This window comes from Vagococcus carniphilus (genome assembly GCF_014397115.1).
GTDB classification, from domain to species: Bacteria; Bacillota; Bacilli; order Lactobacillales; family Vagococcaceae; genus Vagococcus; species Vagococcus carniphilus.
The window spans coordinates 811,530-837,340 of sequence record NZ_CP060720.1 but is presented as its reverse complement, the minus strand read 5'-3'; the positions used below and the strand labels follow the sequence as shown (position 1 = coordinate 837,340).

23 protein-coding genes and 1 pseudogene are annotated in these 25,811 nt (G+C 32.0%); 11 read left to right on the top strand and 13 right to left on the bottom strand.

The annotated features are described in order from the left end of the window. Positions 1 to 60 precede the first annotated feature (60 nt). From pgmB to H9L18_RS04215, 4 genes are all read left to right on the top strand, one after another. Complete coding sequence (pgmB, locus tag H9L18_RS04230; protein ID WP_126790718.1) at positions 61 to 723, top strand: beta-phosphoglucomutase; 663 nt, start codon at positions 61 to 63, stop codon at positions 721 to 723. Next, positions 724 to 1,713 carry an aldose epimerase family protein gene (locus H9L18_RS04225; protein WP_126790720.1) on the top strand — a complete coding sequence of 330 codons (990 nt, stop codon included), beginning with the start codon at positions 724 to 726 and terminating at the stop codon, positions 1,711 to 1,713. It abuts the gene before it with no gap. 94 nt (positions 1,714 to 1,807) lie between these two features. Next, positions 1,808 to 2,017 (top strand): helix-turn-helix transcriptional regulator, encoded by a 210-nt coding sequence (locus H9L18_RS04220; RefSeq protein WP_126791302.1) that lies wholly within the window; start codon positions 1,808 to 1,810, stop codon positions 2,015 to 2,017. A gap of 1 nt (position 2,018) precedes the next feature. Beyond that, positions 2,019 to 2,477 (top strand): hypothetical protein, encoded by a 459-nt coding sequence (locus H9L18_RS04215; protein WP_126790722.1) that lies wholly within the window; start codon positions 2,019 to 2,021, stop codon positions 2,475 to 2,477. 153 nt (positions 2,478 to 2,630) lie between these two features. Here H9L18_RS04215 and H9L18_RS04210 read toward each other — a convergent pair whose 3' ends face one another. Further along, complete coding sequence (locus H9L18_RS04210; RefSeq protein ID WP_126790724.1) at positions 2,631 to 2,870, bottom strand: hypothetical protein; 240 nt, start codon at positions 2,868 to 2,870, stop codon at positions 2,631 to 2,633. Between the two features lie 100 nt (positions 2,871 to 2,970). Then, positions 2,971 to 3,312, bottom strand: coding sequence for a helix-turn-helix domain-containing protein (locus H9L18_RS04205; protein ID WP_221884879.1), 342 nt, complete (start codon positions 3,310 to 3,312; stop codon positions 2,971 to 2,973). Between the two features lie 196 nt (positions 3,313 to 3,508). Between H9L18_RS04205 and H9L18_RS04200 the strand changes: the two genes are divergently transcribed. Both H9L18_RS04200 and H9L18_RS04195 read left to right on the top strand, forming a co-directional pair. Further along, entirely contained in the window at positions 3,509 to 4,249 is a 741-nt protein-coding gene (locus H9L18_RS04200) for a GNAT family N-acetyltransferase (RefSeq protein WP_126790726.1), read from the top strand. A gap of 56 nt (positions 4,250 to 4,305) precedes the next feature. Next, the gene (locus H9L18_RS04195; protein ID WP_126790728.1) at positions 4,306 to 4,737 is read left to right on the top strand and encodes a hypothetical protein; all 432 of its coding nucleotides are present in this window, start codon (positions 4,306 to 4,308) and stop codon (positions 4,735 to 4,737) included. A 76-nt stretch (positions 4,738 to 4,813) separates the two neighbouring features. Here the strand turns inward: H9L18_RS04195 and H9L18_RS04190 are convergent, their stop codons facing one another. Beyond that, the gene (locus H9L18_RS04190; RefSeq protein ID WP_126790730.1) at positions 4,814 to 5,221 is read right to left on the bottom strand and encodes a helix-turn-helix domain-containing protein; all 408 of its coding nucleotides are present in this window, start codon (positions 5,219 to 5,221) and stop codon (positions 4,814 to 4,816) included. Between the two features lie 525 nt (positions 5,222 to 5,746). Between H9L18_RS04190 and H9L18_RS04185 the strand changes: the two are divergent. Then, positions 5,747 to 6,251 (top strand): annotated as a pseudogene (locus H9L18_RS04185) (GNAT family N-acetyltransferase). Between the two features lie 62 nt (positions 6,252 to 6,313). On the opposite strand, the gene H9L18_RS04180 reads toward H9L18_RS04185, so the two are convergent. The 6 genes from H9L18_RS04180 to H9L18_RS04155 all read right to left on the bottom strand — a co-directional run bounded on the left by H9L18_RS04180 (position 6,314) and on the right by H9L18_RS04155 (position 14,044). Continuing rightward, entirely contained in the window at positions 6,314 to 7,180 is an 867-nt protein-coding gene (locus H9L18_RS04180; RefSeq protein ID WP_126790732.1) for an ROK family protein, read from the bottom strand. Between the two features lie 18 nt (positions 7,181 to 7,198). Continuing rightward, positions 7,199 to 8,575 (bottom strand): glycoside hydrolase family 1 protein, encoded by a 1,377-nt coding sequence (locus H9L18_RS04175; RefSeq protein ID WP_126790734.1) that lies wholly within the window; start codon positions 8,573 to 8,575, stop codon positions 7,199 to 7,201. Positions 8,576 to 8,599: 24 nt separating this feature from the next. Continuing rightward, a complete protein-coding gene (locus tag H9L18_RS04170; RefSeq protein ID WP_126790736.1) occupies positions 8,600 to 9,391 on the bottom strand; it encodes a MurR/RpiR family transcriptional regulator in 792 nt (263 codons plus the stop codon). A 12-nt stretch (positions 9,392 to 9,403) separates the two neighbouring features. After that, the gene (locus H9L18_RS04165) at positions 9,404 to 12,016 is read right to left on the bottom strand and encodes a glycoside hydrolase family 38 N-terminal domain-containing protein (protein WP_126790738.1); all 2,613 of its coding nucleotides are present in this window, start codon (positions 12,014 to 12,016) and stop codon (positions 9,404 to 9,406) included. A 63-nt stretch (positions 12,017 to 12,079) separates the two neighbouring features. Then, positions 12,080 to 12,532 carry a PTS sugar transporter subunit IIA gene (locus H9L18_RS04160; protein WP_126790740.1) on the bottom strand — a complete coding sequence of 151 codons (453 nt, stop codon included), beginning with the start codon at positions 12,530 to 12,532 and terminating at the stop codon, positions 12,080 to 12,082. A 21-nt stretch (positions 12,533 to 12,553) separates the two neighbouring features. Then, complete coding sequence (locus H9L18_RS04155) at positions 12,554 to 14,044, bottom strand: PTS fructose transporter subunit IIC (protein WP_126790742.1); 1,491 nt, start codon at positions 14,042 to 14,044, stop codon at positions 12,554 to 12,556. 371 nt (positions 14,045 to 14,415) lie between these two features. Between H9L18_RS04155 and H9L18_RS04150 the strand changes: the two genes are divergently transcribed. Next, entirely contained in the window at positions 14,416 to 15,753 is a 1,338-nt protein-coding gene (locus H9L18_RS04150; protein WP_126790744.1) for an FAD-dependent oxidoreductase, read from the top strand. Between the two features lie 56 nt (positions 15,754 to 15,809). Here H9L18_RS04150 and H9L18_RS04145 read toward each other — a convergent pair whose 3' ends face one another. Beyond that, entirely contained in the window at positions 15,810 to 16,649 is an 840-nt protein-coding gene (locus H9L18_RS04145; protein ID WP_126790746.1) for a VOC family protein, read from the bottom strand. Between the two features lie 394 nt (positions 16,650 to 17,043). Here H9L18_RS04145 and H9L18_RS04140 point away from each other — a divergent pair, with 394 nt between their 5' ends. Beyond that, positions 17,044 to 17,961, top strand: a complete 918-nt coding sequence (locus H9L18_RS04140) for a HamA C-terminal domain-containing protein (protein WP_126790748.1) — start codon at positions 17,044 to 17,046, stop codon at positions 17,959 to 17,961. Then, on the top strand, positions 17,962 to 20,133 hold the full coding sequence (locus H9L18_RS04135; RefSeq protein ID WP_126790750.1) for a DEAD/DEAH box helicase: 2,172 nt from the start codon (positions 17,962 to 17,964) through the stop codon (positions 20,131 to 20,133). A 173-nt stretch (positions 20,134 to 20,306) separates the two neighbouring features. On the opposite strand, the gene H9L18_RS04130 is transcribed toward H9L18_RS04135, so the two are convergent. Continuing rightward, complete coding sequence (locus tag H9L18_RS04130; protein WP_126790752.1) at positions 20,307 to 21,155, bottom strand: hypothetical protein; 849 nt, start codon at positions 21,153 to 21,155, stop codon at positions 20,307 to 20,309. 562 nt (positions 21,156 to 21,717) lie between these two features. Between H9L18_RS04130 and apf the strand changes: the two genes are divergently transcribed. After that, positions 21,718 to 22,299 carry an aggregation-promoting factor gene (apf, locus tag H9L18_RS04125; RefSeq protein WP_126790754.1) on the top strand — a complete coding sequence of 194 codons (582 nt, stop codon included), beginning with the start codon at positions 21,718 to 21,720 and terminating at the stop codon, positions 22,297 to 22,299. Positions 22,300 to 22,833: 534 nt separating this feature from the next. Here apf and H9L18_RS04120 read toward each other — a convergent pair. Then, the gene (locus H9L18_RS04120; protein ID WP_221884880.1) at positions 22,834 to 25,293 is read right to left on the bottom strand and encodes a heavy metal translocating P-type ATPase; all 2,460 of its coding nucleotides are present in this window, start codon (positions 25,291 to 25,293) and stop codon (positions 22,834 to 22,836) included. Between the two features lie 18 nt (positions 25,294 to 25,311). Beyond that, on the bottom strand, positions 25,312 to 25,743 hold the full coding sequence (locus tag H9L18_RS04115; protein WP_126790756.1) for a CopY/TcrY family copper transport repressor: 432 nt from the start codon (positions 25,741 to 25,743) through the stop codon (positions 25,312 to 25,314). Between the last annotated feature and the right edge of the window lie 68 nt (positions 25,744 to 25,811).

Here is a 25,811-nt window from a genome sequence, read left to right as displayed (position 1 = left end):
TGACAACAAATTTTTACGTTGATGTCACACCTCATTTTTGAAAAAGAAAGGATGTTTTACATGTTTAAAGGTGTTTTATTTGATTTAGATGGTGTTATTACTGATACAGCAGAGTACCATTTTCTAGCATGGAAAAAATTAGCTGATGATTTAGGAATTGAAATTGATCGTGAGTTTAACGAAAAATTAAAAGGTGTGAGTCGTGAAGATTCATTAACTCTTATTTTAGAACATGGACATAAGTTAGAAGAAATTAGTGCAGAAAAATTTGCTGAATTAGCGAAAGAAAAAAATGAAAACTATGTCGAAATGATTCAAGCCATTTCACCTAAAGATATCTACCCAGGTATCTTAGAATTATTAACTGAATTAAAAGAAAATGACATTAAAATCGCTTTAGCCTCAGCAAGTAAAAATGGCCCTCTTTTACTAGATAAAATGGAAATCAGTCACTTCTTTGATGCTATTGTTGACCCTGCTTCTTTAAAAGCTGGAAAACCTGCACCTGATATTTTCCTAGCAGCAGCTAAAGCCGTTGGTATTTCAATTAATGATGCCATTGGAGTTGAAGATGCTAAAGCTGGTATCACAGCTATTAAAGCAAGTGGTGCTCTTCCTGTTGGTGTTGGTCAAAAAGATGAATTAGGACATGACATTGCTATTGTTCCTGATACAAGTCATCTATCTTTAAGCTATCTAACAACTGTTTGGAATGAAAAATAAATGAATTATACGATTCAACAAGATAAAAAGACTGGAATCGACTTTATTACATTAGAGAATAATAACCTTTCAGCTACCTTTCTAAATTTTGGCGCAAGATGGCATAACTTTCTTACGCCAAATAAGAAAGGAATTAAAGAAAACATCCTACTTTCATTAGATACACCTGAAAGTATTTTAAATGATCCAGCTCAATTCGGGGCTCTTGTAGGTCCTGTTGCTGGCCGAATCAAACAAGCTAAGTGGAACAATATTAGTCTCGAAAAAAACAACGGTGAACATCACATTCATGGTGGTAGTCAAGGGTGGTGGTGTCAGTTTTGGGATTATTCAATTGAAGAAACAACTCACTCAATAAAAGTTATTTTTTCTTTAACCGATACTAAATCAGGTTATCCAGGACCAATCCATGTCACTAATACCTATGAATTAACTAATAATTCAGTTCTTATGACAACAAGCATTGTTTCTGAATCCCTAACGATTGTTAATCCAACAAATCATGTTTATTTTAACTTATCAGGGAACGCAAAAGAAACCATTAAAAATCATGACCTTTTTATTAATAGTAAAAAGATTCTTGAAACGGATGAAGACAATATTCCAACAGGAAAAATGCTTTCAATTGAAAAAACTGGGTATGACTTTTCAACTCTCCAACCATTACATACTGCCCTTTCCAAAATAAATGGTGGTATCGATGATGCTTATCCTTTAGAATCTAATAATCCTCAAATTACTTTATATGAGCCTGAAAGCTCTCGTCAGCTTTCTATCTCTTCAGATAGAGGAGCAGTCGTGGTTTTCTCAACCACAGGATTTAATGACACCTTTAAAGTAAACGGTCAACCTATGTCGTCAGAGTTGGGAATAGCAATTGAAACACAAGAACTACCTGATATACCTAATCATCCTAAATGGGGTAATATCAAGTTACAACCAGGTATCATAAAAACCTTTAGAACAGAATATAGCATAAATATCAAATAAACATGTAAAGAAAACTTTACATGTTTATTTTTTTGTTTTATAATTAAGTAAAGATATCTTTACTTAATTATAAAAGGAGGCTAAAAGAATGGCGATAACTGTTCAAAATAAAATTAAAGAAATTCGCGAATCTAGAAAAATTCAACAAAACGATATGGCCAAAGCTCTTAACGTCTCCAGACAAACCATGACAGCCATTGAAAAAATGAAATACAACCCAAGTTTAGAACTTGCTTTAAAAATTGCTCACTACTTTGATTTATCCGTGGAAGACATTTTTATATTAAATTCGGAGGTGGATTAACATGATGTACGTTGGTTTTTTATTTATCTCATTTATGACTGTCATGAGTTTTTACAGCTTTTTCTCTATTATTTCATTTGCTGGGACAGTCTCTTACTTAAAAGGAAATCAATTGGATGAGCTACAAAAACAAGTAGTCTATGAATCATTTGCCTATACTTTTTTAACCATCGTTGGTCTTCACTTTATACAACTAGCAGCTGTTTTCTTTCGCGTAGACTTAACCCACATTGTTTCTCCAGGAACGTTTCAAGGTACTTTTATCGGGATGGATAAAGGGTTTCATATGGATAGTTTCTTTTTCGATTGTTTAATTCTCAGCTTTGTCTATTTTTTACGAAAAGTGAAGTATGGTTTGATTTCTCCAAAAGAAGCTAGAAAAAGAGTTCTTATTCCGACCATCCTAACACTTATTCTATTTGCTGTCTGTTCTGTTTTTTATTACTTAGGTACGTGGTAAAAAAGAAGCAGTGCCTTTCACTATCTCATAATAAAAGGAATCCCATTAATCCGGGATTCCTTTTTCTTTTAGTTAGCTCAATTGAGATTCATAATTTGAAATTTGGCTACATTATTATACTTGATTATACTTGCTATTTAGTAAAATAAATAATTATAAAATTTTTTTATACACTTTAGTTACATTGTCTATTTCATAATAAATTTCAATAGAATCTCCTACTTGGCTATTTATTGATACATTAATTCTATTTTGAGAATAGCATACTTGATTATCTATTTCATACTTAATAACAGCTGTTTTAGCATTATTTATACGTTGTTTTGTTTCAGGAATATTAGTAAAAATTTCTGAAATAGTACCAGTTATTAATTTTTTATTTTTTGAAATCATAACATATTCTCCCTCTAGCTTAATTATTAAATACATTATATCACTTATTTCCAACTTAATATTTCTACTATTACGTCTACCAAAAAATAATTAATTCAAATTACCATAACATCTTCTTTATAGTTATAAATATCATTCCTAAAACGATAAATGTAAGCCACCAAAAATCATATAAAAAATCTAATACTGTTTTAGTTCTTTCATCATTAATAATTTCTTTTTCAATGTGTGCAAGATATTTTTTATTAAACACTAATTCATCTAAACTTATTTCAAAAAAATTAGCCAAATTTACTAAATTTTCTAAATCTGGTGTTGTTTCTCCAAGTTCCCACTTAGAAATAGTTTGTCTTGATACAAGCAACTTATCTGCAATAAATTCTTGTGATATACCTTTTTCTTTTCTCAAAGCAATCAGTTTTTTTGGAAATTCTATAGTCATTTTTAACCACCCTAACGTCTGTCTTTAAAACCAGTTTAAATCATATGAAATCAAAAAGATATTTAAATATCTAAGCACTTTCGCAACTAAGTTTAACATCTTAACGTGCAATCACATTTTAATAGGTTTCTATTGGATAAAACTATCAGTTATAGTAGCTAAATTATTGTATAATATTTATAAAAGGAGGTTTCTTATGTACAAATCACTTTTAGAAAAACAATTTGAAATAGATTTTAATGTTAATGAAATTCCAATCGAAAATAATTTATTTGTCACATCAAATAGTTCAAAAAATTCTCGTTATTGGGCTAGGAACAAGGCTGATATTGTCTGCTATAAAGATATACTATTAGTTAGAACTAATAACGAAAAACTAACTGAAGAGTTACAATCAACATTCTCTAATACAAACTCTGAGTGGTTTTTAGAAATGAAGAACGTAAATAAACTCAGTTCTGTCTTAGAAAAATATAACTTAAAAATTGAACGTTTAGCACCTTTTTTTATTCCGAATGAATTAATAATAGCTGATAATTTTGACTTACCTATTAAATTCTTTAATCAATTAGACATATTAGATTTCAAATCTAATCCTAACATTACCGAAGCATTTTGCTATTCAAATGAAGATCCTGATCAATTAGGTATAGGTTATTATAATAATTCTGAATTGGTTGCTATTTGTGGGGCTAATAAAAATGGCAAATATACTTGGGAAATTGGGATTGAAATTTTGGATAACACTTTCAGAGGAAAAGGTATTGCAACCACTCTAGTTAAACTATTAATAGCAAAAATACAATCAGAAAACTCTGAAATTATTCCCGTTTATAGCACTTCTTTTTCTCATGTTAGTTCCATGAATGTTGCTATCAGCGCTGGTTTAAAACTTGGATGGACCGAAATTATCATATCTGAAAACAACTCGCTATAGCTGCGAATATATAAAACTATAGCTATCATTTAAAATATGATGGAGGAATGAATACTATGGAAATCAAAGAAAATATAAGTTGGAAATATTACCTAGGAAGTCTTGATGAGTTTGACACTGAAAATATTGGAAAATGGATGTATTTTTTTGATAAGAACGGTTTTGAGTATGCTGAAACGGTTTGCTCAGAGGTAGTCAAAGAAAAAATAGTATCTCAAGCAAAACATACCAATATAGAACCATTAACACATCGAGGAACCGGTGTAATTTGTTTCTATGTAGGACTTAATGATATTCAAACTCACAAAAAGATAATTACATACTTATTAAAAAAAGATATGATTAAAAAGACAAAATCAGGTAAATATCGAAATGAAGCTTTTAAATTAGATACTGACACTAAAAACAATAAATACGGCAAAGACTTTGTAGCAAAAATAAACCTCGAAAAATTTATTGATTTGAATACTGGGGAATGGATCATCTAAAATAGATTAAATAATTTAGTCAGAATTGTAAATATCAAAAGCTCTTAGAATAATTCTAAGAGCTTTTATGATTTACTCATTTTTTTACTTTCTTTACCCTATCTTCAATGTAAAACGAAGTTAATAAATTACATCCTCCTATTACAACAAATGCAATTAATACCAGATATGGTAAATCAGACACAAAGACAACTAGCATTGTACATAATGAAATAAGAATATTACATATTTGAATTACTCTTAATGTCTTGAGTTCCATATCATGTTTAATATTTTCCACGATACTTGATCCCTCCAATAATAAATTATCTAAAGATAAATCAAATAAGTTTGCTAATCGAATTAAGCTGTCTAAATCAGGAGTCGTTTTTCCTGTTTCCCAGTTAGATATTGTTTTTTTTGAAACAAATATTTTTTCAGATAATTCTTCCTGAGTTAATTCATGTTCAGCTCTTTTTTCTTTTAACATTTTTCCTATTTCCATTTATCTTCACCTACAATTTACTATTTGAGTTATATTCTCTCAACCCAATGTATTACACTTCACCATAAAAGTCGATAGCAAATAATTGCTTCCCTTGATTTAACAGCATTTGTAGCTTGTTATAAATGAGTTCATGATAATTAAAAAAAAATAAACCATTAGTATAAAATGCCTTTTTTTAAAAAGCTGATGATGTAATAATACCTCGTCCACCTTTTAGCTGAAATTTTTAGCAAGAAAGGGGTATTATACATGCAATACTTCTTGGAGCTCCTTATTTCTATTATGGCAAACATTGCTGCATACTTCGTTTGTAAACGGCTTGATGGAGATAAAAATGACAGTAAGCTTTGCTCGTTAATAGAATTCATTCAAATTATTAAAGGTCAAGTATCTTCTTTCTACCAATTACTCATTAGTAAACATTACTTTATTATTCCCTAAAACAATAAGGATGCTATACTAGAAAAAATAAGGCGTTTTGCAAAAATTCTATTAAATAATTAGAAATGGAGTTGTTTATCAATGTCGATAACTGTAAAGCTAATAACCAAAGCCAATGAAGATGCTATTAATCTTAAAAATGAACCCTTTGACCTGTTTGGAAGAATGGACTTATGAGGTGGAAAAATTTAAGACTATTGAAACGATGTGTTTCCCTGATGAAGCTTATCATTTTGATGAGATGAGTCAAGTTTCTGTTTTTCTTGGTGCATTTGACGGTGACAAATGTGTTGGTCTTGGAATCTTTAAAGAAGCTTTTTTTAAATACATGTATTTATATGATTTGAAAATTAATCAAGCTTATCGTGGTCAACAAATAGGAGAAAAGTTAATAAAAGAAGCTCAAAAAATCGCACAAGAGAAAAATTATATAGGCATCTATACACAAGCTCAAGATAATAACTTAGGAGCGTGCTTATTCTATTTAAAAACAAGCTTTAAGATCGGTGGACTAGATACAAACGTTTATAAGGGAACACCTCAAGAAAATAAAAAAGATATTCTTTTTTATTTAGATTTTAATTAGTATTGACCATAAAAAAAGCGTTCAAAAGATTTTCACCTTTTGAACACTTTTTACATAACTATTTACTTTAAATTCAAACTAACAAAATTCATAGCTGCTCCAATTAGATTAGCGTCATTTGAAAAATGACATGTTTCAATAACTGGCATAATATCTGGAACTGAGCGTTTTTCTAGCAAGCTTTTCAGTCTGTTAGCTATTTCAATAGAGACTTCTTTTCTTTTAGAAACACCGCCTCCAATAATAATCAACTCCGGGTCAATCGAAACTTGAACATTGTAGAGTGCGTGAGCAATAGCCCAATACATTTCATCTACTAATTCCATAGCTAATGAGTCTTCTTCTTCAAGTAGTTCAAAAATAGCTTTGCCATCTACTTGTTTTCCTGTTTGAGCTTCATATTTGTTAGCAACTTTAACGATTGAACCCACGTTACTTAATGGTCTATCAGACTCACTAACGAGTAAACCAAACTCACCACCAAATAAGTGAGAGCCTTTGTAAAGTTTTCGATTAATAAAAATGGAGCCACCGACACCTGTTCCTAAAACTAAGAACACAGCGTTTGTTGCCTTTTTACCGGCACCTAATTCAATTTCTGCAATTCCTGCACAATTGGCGTCATTTTCAATCGTTACAGGTAAATTAAATAGGGCTTCTAACTCATCAAATACTGGGTATTCATGTAAATAAGGAACTGCACTGAGTCCATCAATTCGTCGTTGATCCACATTAACCGCACCAGGAGAGCTGATAGCCACCCCATCAATTTGTTTTCCTTGATGTGTTTTGACAACGCGCAACATCTCTTCTTTCATCTCATCAAAACTTTTTGGTGTGCTAAATTGACCTTGTTCTGTTAAAGTTTCATCTGACCAAAAGCCATATTTTACGGCTGTTCCACCAATATCAAAAACAACTAATCCCATCTGTCTGCCTCTTTCTCACTAAAATCCGTTATTTTCACTTAACTCTTTATACCATAAACCACTTTTTTTCATAGTTCGTTTAAAGTTATCATCATCTAAGTCAACACGGTAGAAACCATAACGATTACGGTAGCCATTTAACCATGACCAGCAATCAACAAATGTCCATGTATGATACCCAAAACAATTACTACCAGCTTCAATTCCTTTATGGAGTTGCGTTAAATGCTCTTCCATAAATTCGATTCGGTAATCATCTTGGATCATTCCAGAGTCATCCATGAAACGTTCTTCATCTGCGACACCCATTCCATTTTCTGAAACGTACCAAGGAATATTATTGTAATCTTCCTTCATCATAATAGAGACATCATATAACGCTTCTGGGTAAATTTCCCAACCTCTATAAGGGTTAATTCTCTTTTCTGGCCAATCATATGGTGCAAAAAGATCAGTCGTTGTTAACGCTGGTACACGCTTAGTAGCAGGAGCTTCAACACGCATTGGTTGATAGTAATTAATCCCAATAAAATCAACTGGGTAGTTTTTAATAGCTTCTTTGTCACCTGTTTCTGTAACAGGTGTTAAATCATGCTCTTTAACTAATTCAATTAAACCTTCAGGAACAACACCTAATACACAAGGGTCTAAGAAGCTCTTAATAACAAGTAAATCAGCTGCATTTTTAGCTTCTTGGTCTTCTTTTGATTCACTCTTCGCATAAGTTGGTGTCACATTTAAAATAATACCAATTCTGCCCTTAAAGTCTCCTTCTTTAAAAGCTTTAACAGAAAAAATATGTGCCATTAATGTATGATACCCTACTTGAATTGCCTTTTTAAAGTCAACAATCGCTGGGTAATGGAAACCATATAAATAACCACATTCAATATGAACTAAAGGTTCATTAAAAGTTGTCCACTCTTCAACTAAATCACCAAATAGTTCAAAGGCTGTTTTAGCATAAAAGGAAAAAGCATCTACTGATTCTCTCGTTTCCCAGCCACCTTTTTCCATTAACCACCAAGGCATATCAAAGTGGAATAAGTTAATGATAGGCTTAATACCAGCTTTATTTAATTCTTCAAAATAATCACGGTAAAACGCAACTGCTTCTTCATTAACTGTTTTGCCATCTGGTAAAAGTCTTGCCCAAGAAATAGATGTACGATATGAGTTCATTCCAATTTCCTTCATACGCTCAATGTCTTCTTTGTATAATTCGTAAACATTTGATGTATCTTTAGGCCCTTGTCCTTCATTAAATTTTTCAGGGTTTAGCTCAATCCACTTATCCCAAGTTGTTGCACTTTTACCATTTAATAAAGCGTGTCCTTCTGTTTGTGGGGCAGATGCTGCCGATCCCCATAAAAAATTAGCTGGAAATTTTAACATGTTAATAGCTCCTTCTTCTTATTATTACTGAGTTAATATAGCTTCTGCTTGTAACCATTTTTGTACTGAATCTGAATACAAATGAATATATCTTTCATAAACAATATCCAGTTGGATTAAAATAGGTATTTGTGGCGAGATATTACCAAGAGATTCTTCTTTCGTTAATGTCGCTGCCATTAGCGTCGCTTGAGCAAAAGGTTTTAAAGGTGAATGTTGATTTGCTGTAATCAGTAAGACAGAAACGCCTCTTTCCTTTGCCATAGCTAGTGCCTGTGACATGGAATCATCAATTCCTCTTAAACTACAGGCAATAATCAACTCATCTTTTTCTGCAAATTCAGCTGACAGCTTAATCGAATTTTGATCAGAAATCACTCGCACATATTTACCCAATCTCGAAAACTTAAACTGAAAATCTGCTCCTGCATAAGAGTTAAATCCCATCCCTAAAAAATGAATGATTTTATACTCATGAATCAAATGACAAAACTCATCGACACTTGCTTCGTCAAAAATAGCAGAACTTCTTGTTGCTAATGCATGATACAAACTAGTCACCGCAGTTGAGGCTAATTTTTCATCTTTACCTTTTCGCATCGATAAATTATAAAGAAAAATTAACTCCTTATAGTTATTCAAGCCAATTTTTTTACAAAAACGGGTGATAGATGCCTTTGATACAGCTAACGTTTTAGATAGCTTATCGATGGTCAACGGCTCTTTTTTACTTAAAAAGTAATTAGCAACTACTTGCTCGACATCTGTAAATTCTAAACGGTGGGACTCAATCAATAAAAAGATATCTTCTTGCATGATTTTCACATCCTAAAATAGTTTAACTGTTTTTATTTCACCTGGTTTAAAAGAACCTAAATCTATTTTATCATTATTTTTTAAAGAAGTTAAAGCCTCACCCTTCAAATCTACAATTTGATAACTCATTCCTTTAGAAAGTTCAATCATTCCACCTTCACAAGAGTCTGTTAGGCTTGGGTTAAATAATCTAATTTCAATACCATCTCCTGATCGAGATTTTCTTAAAGAACTATATACTAGGGAATCACTAACGCACTCAAGAAACTCTTTAGCTTGGGTGTTAGTAGGTAATGGATTTGAAACAAAGTATTTTAATGTCGTTGTGAAACGATTCATCTCTTGAATTTGATAAAACGGAACAGAGACAACTTGTTTTTGGAAATCTTTCATCACTTTCGCTTCATTAAAGCTTTCATCTAATTGAATCATAAATTTAAAGGTTAGTGTTTCTTGGAGTTGGCTATCAGGTGTTGGAATATATTTAAACTCATTACCTGAAGCAATACCTGGGCGACGAATTAAATCTGGTCTACCTAAGAAACCAACTGACCTAAAGAGAGTCAAAGCTATTTTGTCATAGTTGTCTCCAACAATTTGGTATTCTTTAATCCCTTTTGAAAAACAAGTAACACTGCTTGTTTCATTATGTAGATTGACGTAGTTTAACATTGGGAAAATAGTTGTCGGCTCTTCTCTCCAACCTAAATCTTTCCAGTCATTAATATGAGCATCTACAACTTCTCTTTCCACTGTACCAAATGGTGTATTGGTTAATGATTTTTTACTAGCAATCTTAGTATCCACTAAAACACGCATGCGGTGATCTAGTGCTTCATTATTAATCGTCAAATGACAATCTAATAGATTTTTTTGGTTATCTAAAGAAATAATCAATTGGTAAGAAACGGATTGTGTTTGCTTCTTATTACTTCTTTCTTCTAAATCTTTAGGTAAAATCCATTCACCTGATAACTTCATCTCATTTCTTAATGGACCATTTGTAACTTTAACTGCTGCTTCATTAAAGTTTAGAGATAAGACATCATCTTCATAAGGAGGTGAATAATCATAAGTATCGCCTTCATCACCACTATCTTCAATCGTTAAAAAGTTGAAGTATTTTTCTTGTGTTACTTTATCTGTTAAATGAAGCATACCATCTGAATAAGATACATGATAAAACTCATTTTCAATCCCATGAGTCATTGCTTGATTAGAGATTTCTTCACTCTTACTTTTTTCCACTACTTGAATCGTTGTAAAGTTCAAAGCAGGTAAATCCACTTCAACTAACAAGTCATGAATATAATAAAATTTTTCTGGGTCCATCTCTTCTGGATTTTTTCGAATCGAACCTGAATTTTCTTTTTTTGTTTCGATTAATTGATAAGTCAATTTTTCACCGTTTGAAACTAAATCAAAGTCTTCGCTCATCAAAGAAATAGAACACTTGATTATTTCTTTTCGACTAAAAGGTAACGTGTTGAAAAAGACTAAATCATTCTCTTTAACTTCTTCTCTTGATTCTGCTATTTTTCGAGTTAAGTAGTCAACTGCAGAGTAAGAAAGTTGATCTGCTTCGATAAATCTTTCCATAATAATTTTATTAGTTTTATCACTGTTACAACCGCCAGCACTATCGTGAGCTTGATTTTTACTTAGTAATTTCCAAATACGGTCTAACAATCCTTGTTTATAAGGAATTCCTTGTGTTTCTGCTAATACCATTAATGGTTCTAATTGATAAATCATTCGACGTTCAATTTTGTCATTCATGTATTTATGATCATAACGGGAAGAATAGATAGAACGATGGATTTTAGAAACAGAGCTTGATATAAATTCGCCTTCAACTGTTTGAAGTTTATCTTCATCAATTGAATCAAAAAATAAATCATAGTTACTTTCAACTAATTCATAATCATCTAATTGATTATTGTAAAGTTCAATACGCTCTCTTAAATCAAAATCAATATAGCGTTGATCACCACCTACTGGTAAAACAAGCTGATCTGACGTTGCACCTGATTCGATAACTTCCATTAAGTCTTGTGCGTCATCACTATAAATTAGACCAACACCAACAAAATAACCATTTTTGATGTTAGAAGCTAAAACTTTTGAACCATCTTCACTTTGCCACATAAATTCTCTATCTTCTGTGACGTCATTTGGAACACCACGCCAGAAAACAGTTTTATCTAAACCAAATCCTTGATAAATTTTAGGCATATCTTTTCCTTGTCCAAAAGAATCTGGTAAATAACCGGCTTTAAAATAGCCTCCTAATTCATTCGCAATAGTAATACCTAAATCAAGATTTCTAATAATTGATTCACCAGCAATAATTAATTCATCTGTTTGGGTATACCACGGTCCGATAAATAATTTTTCAGCTTTAACTAGTTGAACCAGTCGCTCCTTTTGTTCTGGAAAACTTTGCAGATACTCATCTACAATACTTAGTTGTCCATCTAATAAATAAAAATCAATCAAGTTATTCTCTAAAGCACTCATTACTTCGTCCATATGATAAGATAGTTGAACGAAAGATTCATGGTTAGTAAAATACCATTCAAAATCCCAATGAGTATGGTGAACAACGTGTACTTTTTTCTTCATATATCTTTTCTCCCTCGTCGATAGTAAAAAGGAGGTTGAGACTAACGTCCCAGCCTCCCTTTTTTAAAATGATATTTCGTCAATGATTTCAGCTAATTTATTCGGCTCATTTTCGTTTAAAATACCTTCTCTAAATTGGTTGTCAATTAATTTTCTTGCAATTAAACTAAGTAATTTCAAGTGCTCAGTTGCACCTTCTTCTGGAATAGTTAATGCAAATCCAACTTTTACATCTTTTTGATCTAACGCATTCCATGGAATATCGTTAGCAAATTTTACTAAGAACATACCTGGTTTTAAAACTGCTTTATTTTTACTGTGAGGAATCGCGATATGATCTTTAAAACCAGTTGTCGCTTCTTCTTCTCTTTGTTTTAATCCATTGTAAAATTCTTCTTTATCTGACACATATCCTTTTTCAAATGCAAAACTAGCAATACTTTTAAAAGCCTCATCTTGAGTTGTTGATGTTGTATCAAATAAAATGTGTTCTTCATTAAAAATCTCTTTGTTCATCATAACTTCCTCCTTAAAAAATTAATTTTCTTCTACAACGACCATTTCTTCAGGTGTCTTTTTCATAAATCCGATTAATAATGCCGTTGTTAAAATACCTGCTGACACACATAAAATCCAAGTAATAAATGGAATTGGTTGTTCAATGTAACCAATAAATGTTCCTAATGGAGAACCAATACCACCGTAGAATTTACAACCAGTTGCAGCAACTAAACCACCAGCAACGGCTGAACCTGTAACATTAGCAATAATCATACGAACTGGGTCAGAGGCAACAAATGGAATAGCTCCTTCTGTTACACCAACAATCCCCATACCAAAAGCTGCACTAGCTGCTACTTTTTCATCTTTACTAAATTTATGTTTAAAGATGATAGTTGCTAACCATACTCCTAAAGGAGCTACAGAAATAGCTGCTTGAGTTGCTGTACCTGGTACAAAGTTTGCACCATCAATTCCGTATTTTGTCAAAGTATCTGTAAAAATAGCTGTTCCGAAAACTAAAGCTGTTTTGTTAACTGGTCCACCTAAGTCAAATCCAATCATCGCACCGCAGATAGCACCAATAATAACTGGAGCACCTGCATAGTTTTCATTTAATGAAGTCAATCCTTCATACATACCATCCATTGCTAATGAAATTGGTGTTCCAATAACATAAAGTACAATTAATGTAATTGCTAAAGTAGCAAGGAATGGAATAATCATAATCGGTACAATTGGTCTAACCAATTTAGGCCATTTGATTTTTTTCAATCCTTTTACCATGTAACCTACGATGAAAGCAACTGCAATCGCACCAATAAAACCACCACCAGCGTCAGCACCTAAAAATTCAGGGTCATTAGCTAAGTAGGCACCAATCATAGCTGGAGCAATCGCTGGTTTATCAGCAATTGAGTTAGCGACAAAACCGGCAAATAATGGAATCATCAATTTAAATCCAACTTGCCCTACATAAAACAGTTTTGACATTAAAAGTCCCATTTGAGTATCTGTATTAAATCCCCACTCAACAATACGACCTAAGTCATCCTTTTGAAACGCATACAAATTAGCAATTGTTAAAATAAGTCCGGCAGCAATAACCATAGGTACCATGTAAGAAATACCACTCATAATATGAGTAAAGAAGTTTACTTTTTCTTTGTCATTCCCAATTTGGATTTTTCCAACTTTAGAACCTTTTTTACCAAATACTTCAGCTTCGTCAAATGCTTTTTTGATTAATCCTTCTGCATCTTCAATGGCCGGTATTGATTTAGTAACGAATAATGGCTTGCCAGAGAATCTGATTGGATCAATTTTAATATCTGAAGCAATTAACACTAAGTCAGCGTTTTCAATATCTTCATTAGTTAACACATTTTCAGCACCAATAGCACCATTTGTTTCAACTTTAACATCGTAACCTAACTCTTTTGCTGCTCTTTCTAGCGACTCAGCCGCCATATAAGTGTGAGCAATTCCTGCTGCACAGGCTGTAACTGCGACAATTTTTTTTGTCATTTATTTTCCACTCCCCTTAGTTTTTGAGCTCTGACCAAATAATAGCAAAAATTTTTTTCAATTGATATGCTTTGTAACCGTTTTGATTTTAGTATCATAAAAAAATTTTTTTATGATATTTTTTTCAATTCACAAAAAAATCATTTTTAGATGTTTGATCACTATCTCACTCATAACCTGTTACTATTGGTTTTAAATTTCACAAACAGAGATAAAACCGTTCAAAAAATAATCTTTTTATCACTATTCATCACAAGCAAATAAATCGTTCTTTGTGCTTGTCTCTGATATATTTACTCTTGTCATAGGTAAAATGGTAGAATATAACTAATAGAATTGTGACAAAATTATTTTGAAAGGACTGACTAATAATGAAAGTTGTTGTTGTTGGTTGTACTCACGCTGGAACGTCAGCGGTTAAAAAGATTCTTACTACTCACCCAGATGCTGAGGTGCTAGTTTATGAAAGAAACGATAATGTTTCCTTCTTATCATGCGGGATTGCTCTTTATGTTGGAGGCGTTGTAAAAAATGCTCAAGACTTATTCTATTCTAATCCCCAAGAGCTTGCTTCTTTAGGAGCAACATTAAAAATGGAGCATGCGGTAACTCGTATCGATACAGATAGTAAAACAATTACTGCTGGAAACCTAAATACAGGGGAAGTTGAAACTGTCAATTATGATAAATTAGTAATGACAACTGGTTCTTGGCCAATCATCCCACCAATTCCTGGTATCCGTTACGAAAATATTTTATTATGTAAAAACTTCAATCAAGCGAATGAAATCATTGCTAAATCTCAATCAGCTAAAAAAATAGTGGTTGTTGGTGGCGGTTATATTGGTATTGAATTAGTGGAAGCTTTCGTAGAATCAGGTAAAGAAGTGACTTTAATCGATGGATTGGACCGTATTTTAAACAAGTACTTAGACAAACCATTTACTGATAAGTTAGAAGAAGAATTAAAAAATCGTGGCGTTAACTTTGCACTTGGCGAAAATGTTCAATCATTTGATGCTGACGCTTCTGGTAAAGTTTCTAAAGTTCATACAAGTAGCCAATCATTTGATGCTGATATGGTTATCATGTGTGTTGGTTTCACTCCATCTACTGAATTACTTAAAGATAAAGTAGAGATGTTACCAAATGGAGCTATCGTTGTAGATGAATACATGAAAACAAGTAACCCTGATATTTTTGCAGCTGGTGACTGTGCGGTTGTTCATTACAATCCAACTAAGAGTCACAGCTATATTCCTTTAGCAACTAATGCTGTTCGTCAAGGATTATTAGTTGGTGCTAACATTAAAGGCGATACACTTGCTTACAGAGGAACTCAAGGAACTTCAGGTCTTTACTTATTTGGTTGGAAAATTGGTTCAACAGGTATGACTATCGAAAATGCTAAATTAAATAATATCGATGCAGATTATGTTTACTTTGAAGATAACTACCGTCCAGAATTCATGCCAACAACTGAAAAAGTGATGATGCAATTAGTTTTTGAAAAAGGCACAAAACGTATTATCGGTGGACAATTAATGTCTAAATACGATATTACTCAATCAGCTAATACATTATCTCTTGCGATTCAAAATAATATGACTGTCGAAGATTTAGCTTTATGTGATTTCTTCTTCCAACCACATTTTGATCGTCCTTGGAACTACTTAAACTTACTTGCTCAAGAAGCAATGAAAAAATAAAATTAATGAGAGACGATAATTTAAGTTTTGAGACTTAAACAATCGTCTCTCTCTTTTTAGTTTACATGCATTTGAATTAAAATACCATTTGGATCTACTAAATGAAATTCTTGATCATTTACTTCAAAAAAATCTACTTCTTGCTGCTTTAAATGAGCTTTTAATTGTTCAAATGATTCCTTTTCCCAAATCATTTGATAGTAATCTAAACCAAGATAATGGTCTTCTCTTTTTTTAATGCCGATTCCTTGCCAGTTATTGACCCCAATATGATGATGGTAGCCATCAACTGAAAAGAATCTCGCATGACCTCCCAAGTCATCTGTTAATTGGAAATTTAAAGTCTTACCATAAAACTGTTCATTGGCTTTAAAATCTGCCACACTCAAATGAACATGTCCCATTTTTGTTCCAATAGGCATTTTTTTAATTGATTGATCCGTTAAACTAAAAAGATCCTCTGCATCTAACTCAAGTGTCACGCCTTTAATTTTCCCATCAGTCTGAATATCCCATTTATCTAAAGATTTGTCCGCATAAATTTCGATTCCATTTCCTTCTAAATCTTCTAAATAAATTGCTTCGCTATATCCGTGATCAGCTGCTCCAATTAGTGGTGCTTTGATTTCAATTAAATGGCGTAAAAAACCACTTAAATCTATTCTTGATGGGAGTAGTAAAGCTAGGTGATATAAACCGGTTGTTTTTTCGGATTGATAGCCTTTCGAAGAAGTTACTAAAGAAACTAATACCTCGCCTGTTTCCTTAATACCTAACTCAACTTTTTGTGAAGTTTCTTCTATTATATGTAAGCCAATTACTTCTTGGTAAAAATTCTTTTGTTTCACTAAATCATTTACTCTTAATGAGACTTTGCCTAATGTCATTGTCGTCATAAAAACACTCCTTACTTTTTATTAGTTAGAGTATACTCGATTTATTTCATTTACCATAATATTTTGCTTACAAAAACAGTACCGTTTTTCAATTCTTTTTCTGCTATTTTTCGTAGCAAAAACCTTCGTATATTATTTTAGTCTTAATTATTTATGATAAGATTAAACGAAAAAATGCCTAAACAAAACGTTAAAAAAGCTTATAGTGATTAGATTTATTAGTTTTTTAGGCATCGTGTTCTTAAATTAATTGTTCAATTTTTCACTTATCCTACGTCTTATGAGTGATAGTCATTGGAGTAATTTACTATTTGTAAGATGATAGTCGTAAATAAATCTACAATTATGATAATATGTATATATATAAACAATTGCAAAATAATATAAGGAGGATATGAAATTGAGCAACAAGTCAACAATTCACACTCCCAATCATGAACAAAGTCTTCATATTTTTCATATCGACTATGATATCGATGATTCTGGTAGTATGAAGCAAATGGAAAATAAATTTTATAATGAACTTTTTAACAATATTCCTAATTTTGCTTTTGGAAAGCATCAAGTAGAGAAACGACTAAAAGATGGAGATAGTATAATTCCTATAGTCAGAGAAGCTATGGAGAAAATCTATAGTATACCTGAAATTCAAGAAGCTAGAGAATACTATACAGGTAATCTTGATGTAGAGGATAAATACATAAAAAGAGGAGAATTTGGCGAATTAATATTATATCACCTACTTCATGAATATTTTGACGCAGATGCTTTGATATCAAAAATTTATTTTAAAGATAGCTTAAGCCTAGCTCCCCATGGGTTTGATGCCGTACATGTCGATTCCGAAAAAAGAAATCTATGGCTTGGTGAATCTAAACTCTATAAAGATGGTTACAAAGCAATCTATGAGTTAATCAATGACCTCAAAGGTCACTTTCAAACAGATTTTTTTCATTCTGAATTTACAATTATCTCTAATCGAGTCCAAGATGACGATGGAGAAGATGATGATTTCATAAAAGAATTAATAGCACCCGAGACAAAGTGCTTAGATAAACTTGCAAATATTAAGATTGCATTATTTGCTGGCTATTCTAGCGATTGTATAAATCAAGTTGATCCATCAGAAGATTTATTCTTAGAAAAATTAAAAATTGAAGGACAAAAAATGATGGATAGTTTAAATGCTGGAAAAGAAAAACATCCTTGGAGAAATCATTTAAATGTTTATCTTTTCTTATTGCCCGTAAAGAACAAAACTGAATTTGTAAAATCTTTGCATTTAAAACTATTAGGAGGACAACAGATATAAATGAAAGTTGAAGTTCAAGAAATTTTAAAAATTAATAAGCTAGAATCTATCGAGGATAGTTTTAAATTGGCAAAATATGTATCTTCTAAAGTAGATGATGATGAAGCTCGAAGAATCATTATTCATGTACTTGAAATATGGGATAATGTGAACGCTCAAAGTAAATCAATTTGGATGGATTTAATTGAGCGTGCTGGTTTTTATCCATACCTTAGTGATAAAGATGAAACATCACTTGGCATACAGGCAAAAATACGGAAGCAATGGTATAAATCTGAGCATCTAGAAGGAGTATTCTTTCATACTAAACAAAAGATTATTGAGCAAAAAATTTATAAAGGAAAAAATGTAGCTGTTAGTGCTCCCACAAGCTTTGGAAAAAGTCTGTTAATTGAAGAAATAGTAGCTCGGAATGCATTCAATAACATACTAATCATCCAACCAACACTTGCTTTAATAGATGAGACAAGAAGAAAGATGAGTAAGTATAGTAATTACAACCTTGTAGTAAATACATTACAAGAACCAAGAGAACAAAATATATTTATCCTCACTGCAGAACGAGTCCTTGAATATGAAAATCTGCCGGTAGTTGACTTCTTCATAGTTGATGAATTCTATAAAGTAAGTAACAGGCGAGGGGATGAACGAATTGATGTTCTAAATATAGCCATACATAAAATACTTTCTAGTGGACCTCAAGCTTTGTTCTTAACCCCTTCAATTGATGCCCTTTCTAATGATTTTATTAATAAATACGACATTGACTTTTTAAGAACAGACTATTCACTGGTTAACACAAATATTCAAGAGGTAAGGTTTAAAAATAATAAAGAAAAGAAAAATATACTTTTCAAAATGCTTACTGAAAGGAAAGAACCATCACTCGTCTATATGTCCTCACCATATAAAGCATATTCTTTAGCAAACGAATATAAAGAATTTCTTTGCAAAAATAACCTTATAAGAAAACAAATTGATCCTCCACTCACAGAATGGATTGATAATAATATTTCTGAAGACTGGGACTTAAAAAGGCTTCTCAACTCTAGAATAGGAGTTCACAATGGCGAACTTCCAAGGCATGTAGTCACAAGTCAATTAGAATATTTTGAAGAAAAAATTTTAGATGTACTATTTGTGACAACTTCACTGATAGAGGGCGTCAATACTTCTGCTAAAACAATGTTCATTTTTGAAACAATGAAAGCAAAAACACAAATTGACTTTTTTGATTACTCTAACATTAAAGGACGAGCAGGAAGAATGAATAAATTTTTTACTGGTGATGTATTTATTTTCGGTGAAATTCCAACTGAAGAAGATTTTAAAATAGATGTCCCTTTTGTAGAGCAAAAAGAAATTTCAGATGAAGTTTTAATCAATCTAGACGATGACATAAAAGAAGAGCATATAGATCGAGTAGATAATATAAAGAAAGACATTCCTGAAGATTTAATGACATTGTTCAAAAAGAATGTTATTAATATCGATGGCCAAAAAAAGCTATATAGATATATTGAAGACAATTATCAATCTTTGATGCCCACACTAATTTGGAGCGGTATTCCAGATTATCTACAATTGTCAGAATCTTTATATTTAATATATCGGTTTTTAGAGTCGGAAAATATAACTGAAAAATATACAAATATGTTAGCGGCTAGATCTCTAAATATGATAAATTCTGTATCATTAAAAAAAGTAATTAGCGAACATGAAAATTATTTATTCAATGAAGAGATTAAAAAAATGAAAAAGAAGAAAAAGGATGTAAATTCAGATAATATCCCTGTAATAAAGAAAAAAATTAAAGAAAAAGCAATTAGAGAAATACTGCGTTTTACTAGAAAAGATGCTGGGTATAAGATTCCTAAATTACTTAATGTTCTTAGAACAATTCAAGAATATGTTTATAGTCAACATTTGCTACCTTTTGGAGATTACTCTTATTTTTCTGCTAGACTTGAAAATGAACAAGTTGATGACCGGTTGAGAATGCTAATAGATTTTGGAGTGCCCACGAGTGCTATTAGAAGTATCTCAAAAACAATTCCAGAATACCTTAAAAGTGAAGAAGAGATAATTTTTTACATAAAAATAAACTTTCAAAGTATATCACAGAACCTAATTGAATATGAGAAAAAATTACTTTTTCAAGCTATAAAATAGCGAAATATAATCAGAATGTTAGTAACAAAAAGACCTTCGATAATGAAGGTCTTTTTTGAGTATAGGCGAATCTATTTTATTTATTTAATCTCTCTATTCGTGTTTACAGTTGTTAATACTTCCGTTTTGAATTTTCAAATTCTTCTATTAAATAGATTTATAGAACCCTATTTTTATATTAGTTTCTCTGATTTTATTTCAATTTCTTCTTCTTTTTCCTCTTTAAAAGATACTCGTCGATGAACTTTTTTATATGTATCCACTGAAAATTGAAGGTTATTATAAGCCGCAATCTTTTCTGCTGCTTCAAGAACTAAGATTTCCATTTTTTTCGTAAAACTTTCTAGCATATCTACCTCGCATGGCGTATAAGATAATAAAAAGTTTGTTTCTAAATGAGATAATTTTGTTTTGCGTCCTTCATATTTTGCCCAATCTAAATTCTTATTTGGCATATAACCTTTTGAAACATACCACATAGAAACTAAACTGTGCTTGATAGCCATTGTTAAGTCTTCTAAATAGTTATATTCTTCTCGCTTCCAAGTACGATACAACTCAAAATAGTATGCATAGTACTTATTAACTAATTGATCGAATTCCTCTTGCGTAATTCGATACTCCATTTGATTAGATATATCAACTAACTCTTGGATGAAGCCATCATCTTTCACTATTTCAACTTGTTTGAATAAAACACTTGGCTCTAACATATTAGGTCGATAAATAAATAAGTTCAATTTAATAAACGTTGCATAATGGATGACTGAGCATTCTTCTGTAAAAGTCTCAACAAATAAGTACTCACCAATAGAACGAATCACTTCTTGCTGCTTTCTCATTAAATTAACGTTATCTTTCACTATAATTCGTGCATCAATGTCTGAATAGAAATCTTCTGTGCGCTTTCCAATGGAACCACTGAAAAAACAACCAATAATTTCTTCATCTTCTTTGACTAATCGAATTAATCTATTTTTTAATCGATCACGATCTACAGGTAAATTAGAATCTACTAGCATAGGTTTCACTTCCTTTCACTCTCCTACTATTATATAGACATTTGGTTCAGATGTCTAAAAACAAATCAACAAAGTAAGATTTTTTTATCTATTTAGAAAGAAAATCAAGCTTTTTTAGTTGTTTTTTTCTTAATTTCACAAAAAATCCATCTTTTTTTTGACTACAAAAAGATTTCCATTTCCAATTTTTGGTAATAGACGTAATAAATGAATTTAATATTCAGTTTTATGAGGAGCAAATAATTGACAAGCTTTCTTTAGTTTTCAGTAAACATTCAGGAAAAATAATTACTTTATTTAAAAAGATACTTGTTTAAAATACATAAAAATAAAAATAGTCGTTGAAGTAGACGTTTATTAAAAAGACTTACTTTTTCTCACTTTAGAATTTTTTAATATTTCTTATTCGGTTCCTTTGTTACAAAATCAAGCTTCCTGTAATGAAATTAAACTATTTTCTTTACCTACGAAATATTTTTCGATGATAAAGTATGTCTTGTCGTTGGCACTAGCCATGGCAACGAAAAAAAATTATTAAAATGAGAAGGGGATTTTTATTTTTATGAAATCACTAAAAACAGTATTATTCGGAACAACTATTGCATTAGGTTTAGGATTCTTTGGAACTAGCGCACTTGCAGACACTTTATATACAGTAAAATCAGGAGATACTTTATCTACTATCTCTAACAACTTTGCAGGAAACAACAGCCTAGTTGACCAAATTGCAAAAGACAACAAAATTTCTGATATTAACTTAATCCATGTAGGACAAGAATTAACAATCAAAACTGACGGAACACCTTCAGTCGCTGCACCTCAACAAGTAGAAGCTACTAACAATGAAGTTGAATACGTTGCTGAACCAGTTCAAGAAGCTGCTCCAGTACAACAAGAACAAACTCAAGAAGCTTACACTGGAAACTCTTCTAGTGCCAAAGAATGGATTGCTCAAAAAGAATCTGGTGGTAGTTACTCAGCTTCAAACGGATACCATGTAGGTCGTTACCAATTAGATCCAAACTACTTAAATGGAGATCATTCACCAGAAAATCAAGAACGCGTTGCTGATCAATATGTAGCAGATCGTTATGGTTCATGGGAAAATGCTCAATCATTCTGGATGAGTAATGGTTGGTACTAAGATAAAATAAAAGTTTGAAAAAGACTGTTTCCTAGAGATTCAGTCTTTTTTTTTAAACTCAAGTGTAAACGTTTGCAATATTTTTAGATGCATGGTATAAATAATGTGTAAGGAGCATATAAATTTCCATGAGTTGTAAGAGTTAAAATTCATTCAACACATTTCAAAGTTTATATGTCACTCAATTTAGTAAAGGATGTGGGAATTTGACTCTCCTTACTTGTACCGTTAAAGGTTAGTGGGTATCTTTGTTTTATTAATTAGTAGGCTATACCGTTTGACTATTAGTAAATATTTAAAAAAACTCCAAAAGTAAGATAAGCAGTTGAATCAAAGAAACATCGTCTGAAGTATGAAAGCGAATAAATTAAAGATTTAAATAACAAGTAACAAATATAATTAAGCTTTATCCAATTCACTCTCAACCCCACTAACCTTGATTTTGATTATGACAAAGAGCTAAGCCTTAATGGTTTAGCTCTTTTTTGGAACTAAAAAAGAACTATGAAGTAAAACTTCATAGTTCCTCATTATTTATCTTGAAGGTTTGAATCGTTTCAAACGTAAAGCATTTAATAAAACGGAGACAGAACTAAAACTCATTGCAGCTCCCGCGATAATTGGACTTAATAATGGTCCTCCAAAAGCGTAAAGAACACCCATAGCAACTGGAATACCTAATGTATTATAAGCAAAAGCCCAGAAAAGATTTTCTTTAATATTCTTAATAGTCGCATGAGATAATTCAATTGCAGTAGGAACATCCATCAAGTCACTACGCATTAAAACAATATCTGCTGATTCCATTGCAACATCTGTACCCGAACCTATCGCAATACCAATATCAGCTTGTGCAAGAGCTGGTGCATCATTAATACCATCTCCAACCATCGCTACTTTTTTACCTTCTTGTTGTAATTTTTTCACTTCATTTGCTTTATCTTCAGGTAAAACTTCACTTAACACTCGGTCAATACCAACTTGTTTAGCAATTGCTTCTGCTGTTCGTTTATTATCACCTGTAATCATGGCTACTTCAATGCCCATACGGTGTAATTTTTCAATAGCAGCAATACTGCTTTCCTTAATCGTATCGGCTACAGCGATAATTCCTAGTAAATGCTCTTTATTAGCTACATACATAGGTGTTTTTCCTTCTGAAGCTAATCTATCTGATTCTGCTTCAATCGAAGATAAATCAATTTTTCTTTCGACCATTAATTTCTTATTACCAAGGATAAGCGTCTCGCCTTCAATAACCACTTCAATCCCGTGACCTGGAATAGCTTCAAAGTTAGTTACTTCTTGCACAGCTAATCCTAAACGATCTCCTTCTTGAGTGATAGCCTCACCTAGAGGATGTTCTGATCCTCTTTCTGCAGAAGCTGCTAGTTGAAGTAGTTTGGTTTTATCAATGAAATTAGTTGTTACGACATCTGTTACAACTGGTTTTCCTTCAGTAATTGTTCCTGTTTTATCGAAGACAATGGTTTGAATTTTATGAGTTGTTTCAAGAGCATCTCCACCCTTAATCAACACGCCATTTTCCGCACCCTTACCAGTTCCCACCATAATAGCTGTAGGAGTAGCTAGACCAAGAGCACACGGACATGCAATAACTAATACTGAAATTGTAATCGTTAAGGCAAATACCCATGATTCTTGACCTAAAAAGAACCAGACAATTCCTGAAAGAACTGCTAAAACAATAACAACGGGAACAAAAACACCAGAAACTTTGTCAGCCATCTGAGCAATCGGAGCTTTTGAACCTTGAGCATCTTCTACCAATTTAATAATTTGAGATAAAGTCGTATCTTTCCCAACCTTAGTCGCTTCAAATCTAAAGGAACCATTTTTATTAATGCTTGCACCAATAACAGTGTCCCCAATTTCTTTTTCAACAGGAATACTCTCACCTGTAATCATGGATTCATCAACTGCACTATTACCAGAAACTAATACCCCATCAACTGGAATTTTTTCACCTGGTTTCACAACAACAATATCACCTAATTGCACATCTTCTACTTGAATTTCGACTTCCACACCATCTCTAACAACCATAGCTGTTTTTGGTGCTAGACCCATTAATTTTTTAATAGCTTCAGATGTTTTTCCTTTTGAAACAGCTTCGAAATATTTACCTAATGTAATTAGAGTTAAAATCACTCCAGCAGTTTCATAGTAAAGATTCATCGCAAAATGAGCATCCCCTAAAAGAACCATGATTGTTCCATAAGCACTATATGCTACTGCTGCACTTGTTCCTAAAGCCACTAAAGAATCCATATTAGGATGACCTTTAAATAAAGCCTTAAAACCTACTGTAAAAAATGAACGACCAACAATTAACGTCGGTGTTACTAAAATAACTTGAAGGAGAGCAAAACGTTCAGGATACACCATTGGATCAACTAAACTAGGTATGGGTAAACCGACCATTTCTCCCATCGCAATATAAAGAAGTGGTAATGCAAAAATACCTGAAACCCAGAACCTTCTCCACAAATCTTTAATTTGTTTTTCTTTTTTTTCTTTATCTAAATCTGCTTGAGCTTCTTGAGATAGACTTTCTTTGGCAGAATAGCCTGCATCTTTGACCGTCTTCATAATATCTTCTGAAGACACGATAGAAGGATCAAAATCAACTGTCATTTTTTCGGTCGCTAAGTTAACAGCTGCTTCTTTGACGCCTTCTAATTTATTAACAACTTTTTCAACTGTTTGACTACATGACGCACAAGTCATTCCATCGATATCATACTGAATATGATTACCTTGTGTCACAACTTGATAGCCTGCTTGATCAACAGCTTTAATAATTTCATCTTCATTTAAAACAGAGTCATCATAAGTTACACTCAATTTTTCTGTTGCTAAATTGACGCTAGCCTCAGTCATTCCTGGTAACTTACTTGTTACTTTTTCGACTGTTTGAGCGCAGGAAGCACAAGTCATTCCCTCTATACTATATACTTTTTGTTCACTCACTTTTTCTTTCCTCCTTTTTTAACACTGGCATTGACCGGGAATACAGTTACAAGCTACCTCACCAGGAGCTGTTTTCTTTTTTTCAGCAAGTAACTGTTCCAATTTTTCGATATCAGTATAACTTAATTCTTTTTCTTTAATAATTTCATAAACCATACCACCGATTTTCTTATTACAGATTTTATCTAATAATTCATTTCTAGCTTCTCTAACAGCATTTTCTTCTAGGACAGAAGCTTGATAGATAAATTGTTTACCTTCTTTTCTAGTAAATAAATAATCTTTAGAGACTAAGCGTGATAACAATGTTTTGACGGTTGAAGGTTTCCATGCCATTTTAGAGTCTAATATTTCTATAATTTCTGTACTCGTTGTTTCCTTTTTAGTCCATACAACTCTCATGATCTCCCACTCAGCATCTGTTATGGTTTCTATTTTTGTTAAAGACATTTATTTTTCCTCCTTTAATATCTCTTTTCTTATGTATGAACCTATCATACTCTTAAAGTTTACAAACG

Bases quoted from the DNA above. Each gene is read 5' to 3' on its own strand.
- pgmB (WP_126790718.1), top strand. From the start codon at position 61: ATGTTTAAAGGTGTTTTATTTGATTTAGATGGTGTTATTACTGATACA.
- H9L18_RS04225 (WP_126790720.1), top strand. From the start codon at position 724: ATGAATTATACGATTCAACAAGATAAAAAGACTGGAATCGACTTTATT.
- H9L18_RS04215 (WP_126790722.1), top strand. From the start codon at position 2,019: ATGATGTACGTTGGTTTTTTATTTATCTCATTTATGACTGTCATGAGT.
- H9L18_RS04210 (WP_126790724.1), bottom strand. From the start codon at position 2,870: ATGATTTCAAAAAATAAAAAATTAATAACTGGTACTATTTCAGAAATT.
- H9L18_RS04205 (WP_221884879.1), bottom strand. From the start codon at position 3,312: ATGACTATAGAATTTCCAAAAAAACTGATTGCTTTGAGAAAAGAAAAA.
- H9L18_RS04200 (WP_126790726.1), top strand. From the start codon at position 3,509: ATGTACAAATCACTTTTAGAAAAACAATTTGAAATAGATTTTAATGTT.
- H9L18_RS04195 (WP_126790728.1), top strand. From the start codon at position 4,306: ATGGAAATCAAAGAAAATATAAGTTGGAAATATTACCTAGGAAGTCTT.
- H9L18_RS04190 (WP_126790730.1), bottom strand. From the start codon at position 5,221: ATGGAAATAGGAAAAATGTTAAAAGAAAAAAGAGCTGAACATGAATTA.
- H9L18_RS04180 (WP_126790732.1), bottom strand. From the start codon at position 7,180: ATGGGATTAGTTGTTTTTGATATTGGTGGAACAGCCGTAAAATATGGC.
- H9L18_RS04175 (WP_126790734.1), bottom strand. From the start codon at position 8,575: ATGTTAAAATTTCCAGCTAATTTTTTATGGGGATCGGCAGCATCTGCC.
- H9L18_RS04170 (WP_126790736.1), bottom strand. From the start codon at position 9,391: ATGCAAGAAGATATCTTTTTATTGATTGAGTCCCACCGTTTAGAATTT.
- H9L18_RS04165 (WP_126790738.1), bottom strand. From the start codon at position 12,016: ATGAAGAAAAAAGTACACGTTGTTCACCATACTCATTGGGATTTTGAA.
- H9L18_RS04160 (WP_126790740.1), bottom strand. From the start codon at position 12,532: ATGAACAAAGAGATTTTTAATGAAGAACACATTTTATTTGATACAACA.
- H9L18_RS04155 (WP_126790742.1), bottom strand. From the start codon at position 14,044: ATGACAAAAAAAATTGTCGCAGTTACAGCCTGTGCAGCAGGAATTGCT.
- H9L18_RS04150 (WP_126790744.1), top strand. From the start codon at position 14,416: ATGAAAGTTGTTGTTGTTGGTTGTACTCACGCTGGAACGTCAGCGGTT.
- H9L18_RS04145 (WP_126790746.1), bottom strand. From the start codon at position 16,649: ATGACGACAATGACATTAGGCAAAGTCTCATTAAGAGTAAATGATTTA.
- H9L18_RS04140 (WP_126790748.1), top strand. From the start codon at position 17,044: ATGAAATTGAGCAACAAGTCAACAATTCACACTCCCAATCATGAACAA.
- H9L18_RS04135 (WP_126790750.1), top strand. From the start codon at position 17,962: ATGAAAGTTGAAGTTCAAGAAATTTTAAAAATTAATAAGCTAGAATCT.
- H9L18_RS04130 (WP_126790752.1), bottom strand. From the start codon at position 21,155: ATGCTAGTAGATTCTAATTTACCTGTAGATCGTGATCGATTAAAAAAT.
- apf (WP_126790754.1), top strand. From the start codon at position 21,718: ATGAAATCACTAAAAACAGTATTATTCGGAACAACTATTGCATTAGGT.
- H9L18_RS04115 (WP_126790756.1), bottom strand. From the start codon at position 25,743: ATGTCTTTAACAAAAATAGAAACCATAACAGATGCTGAGTGGGAGATC.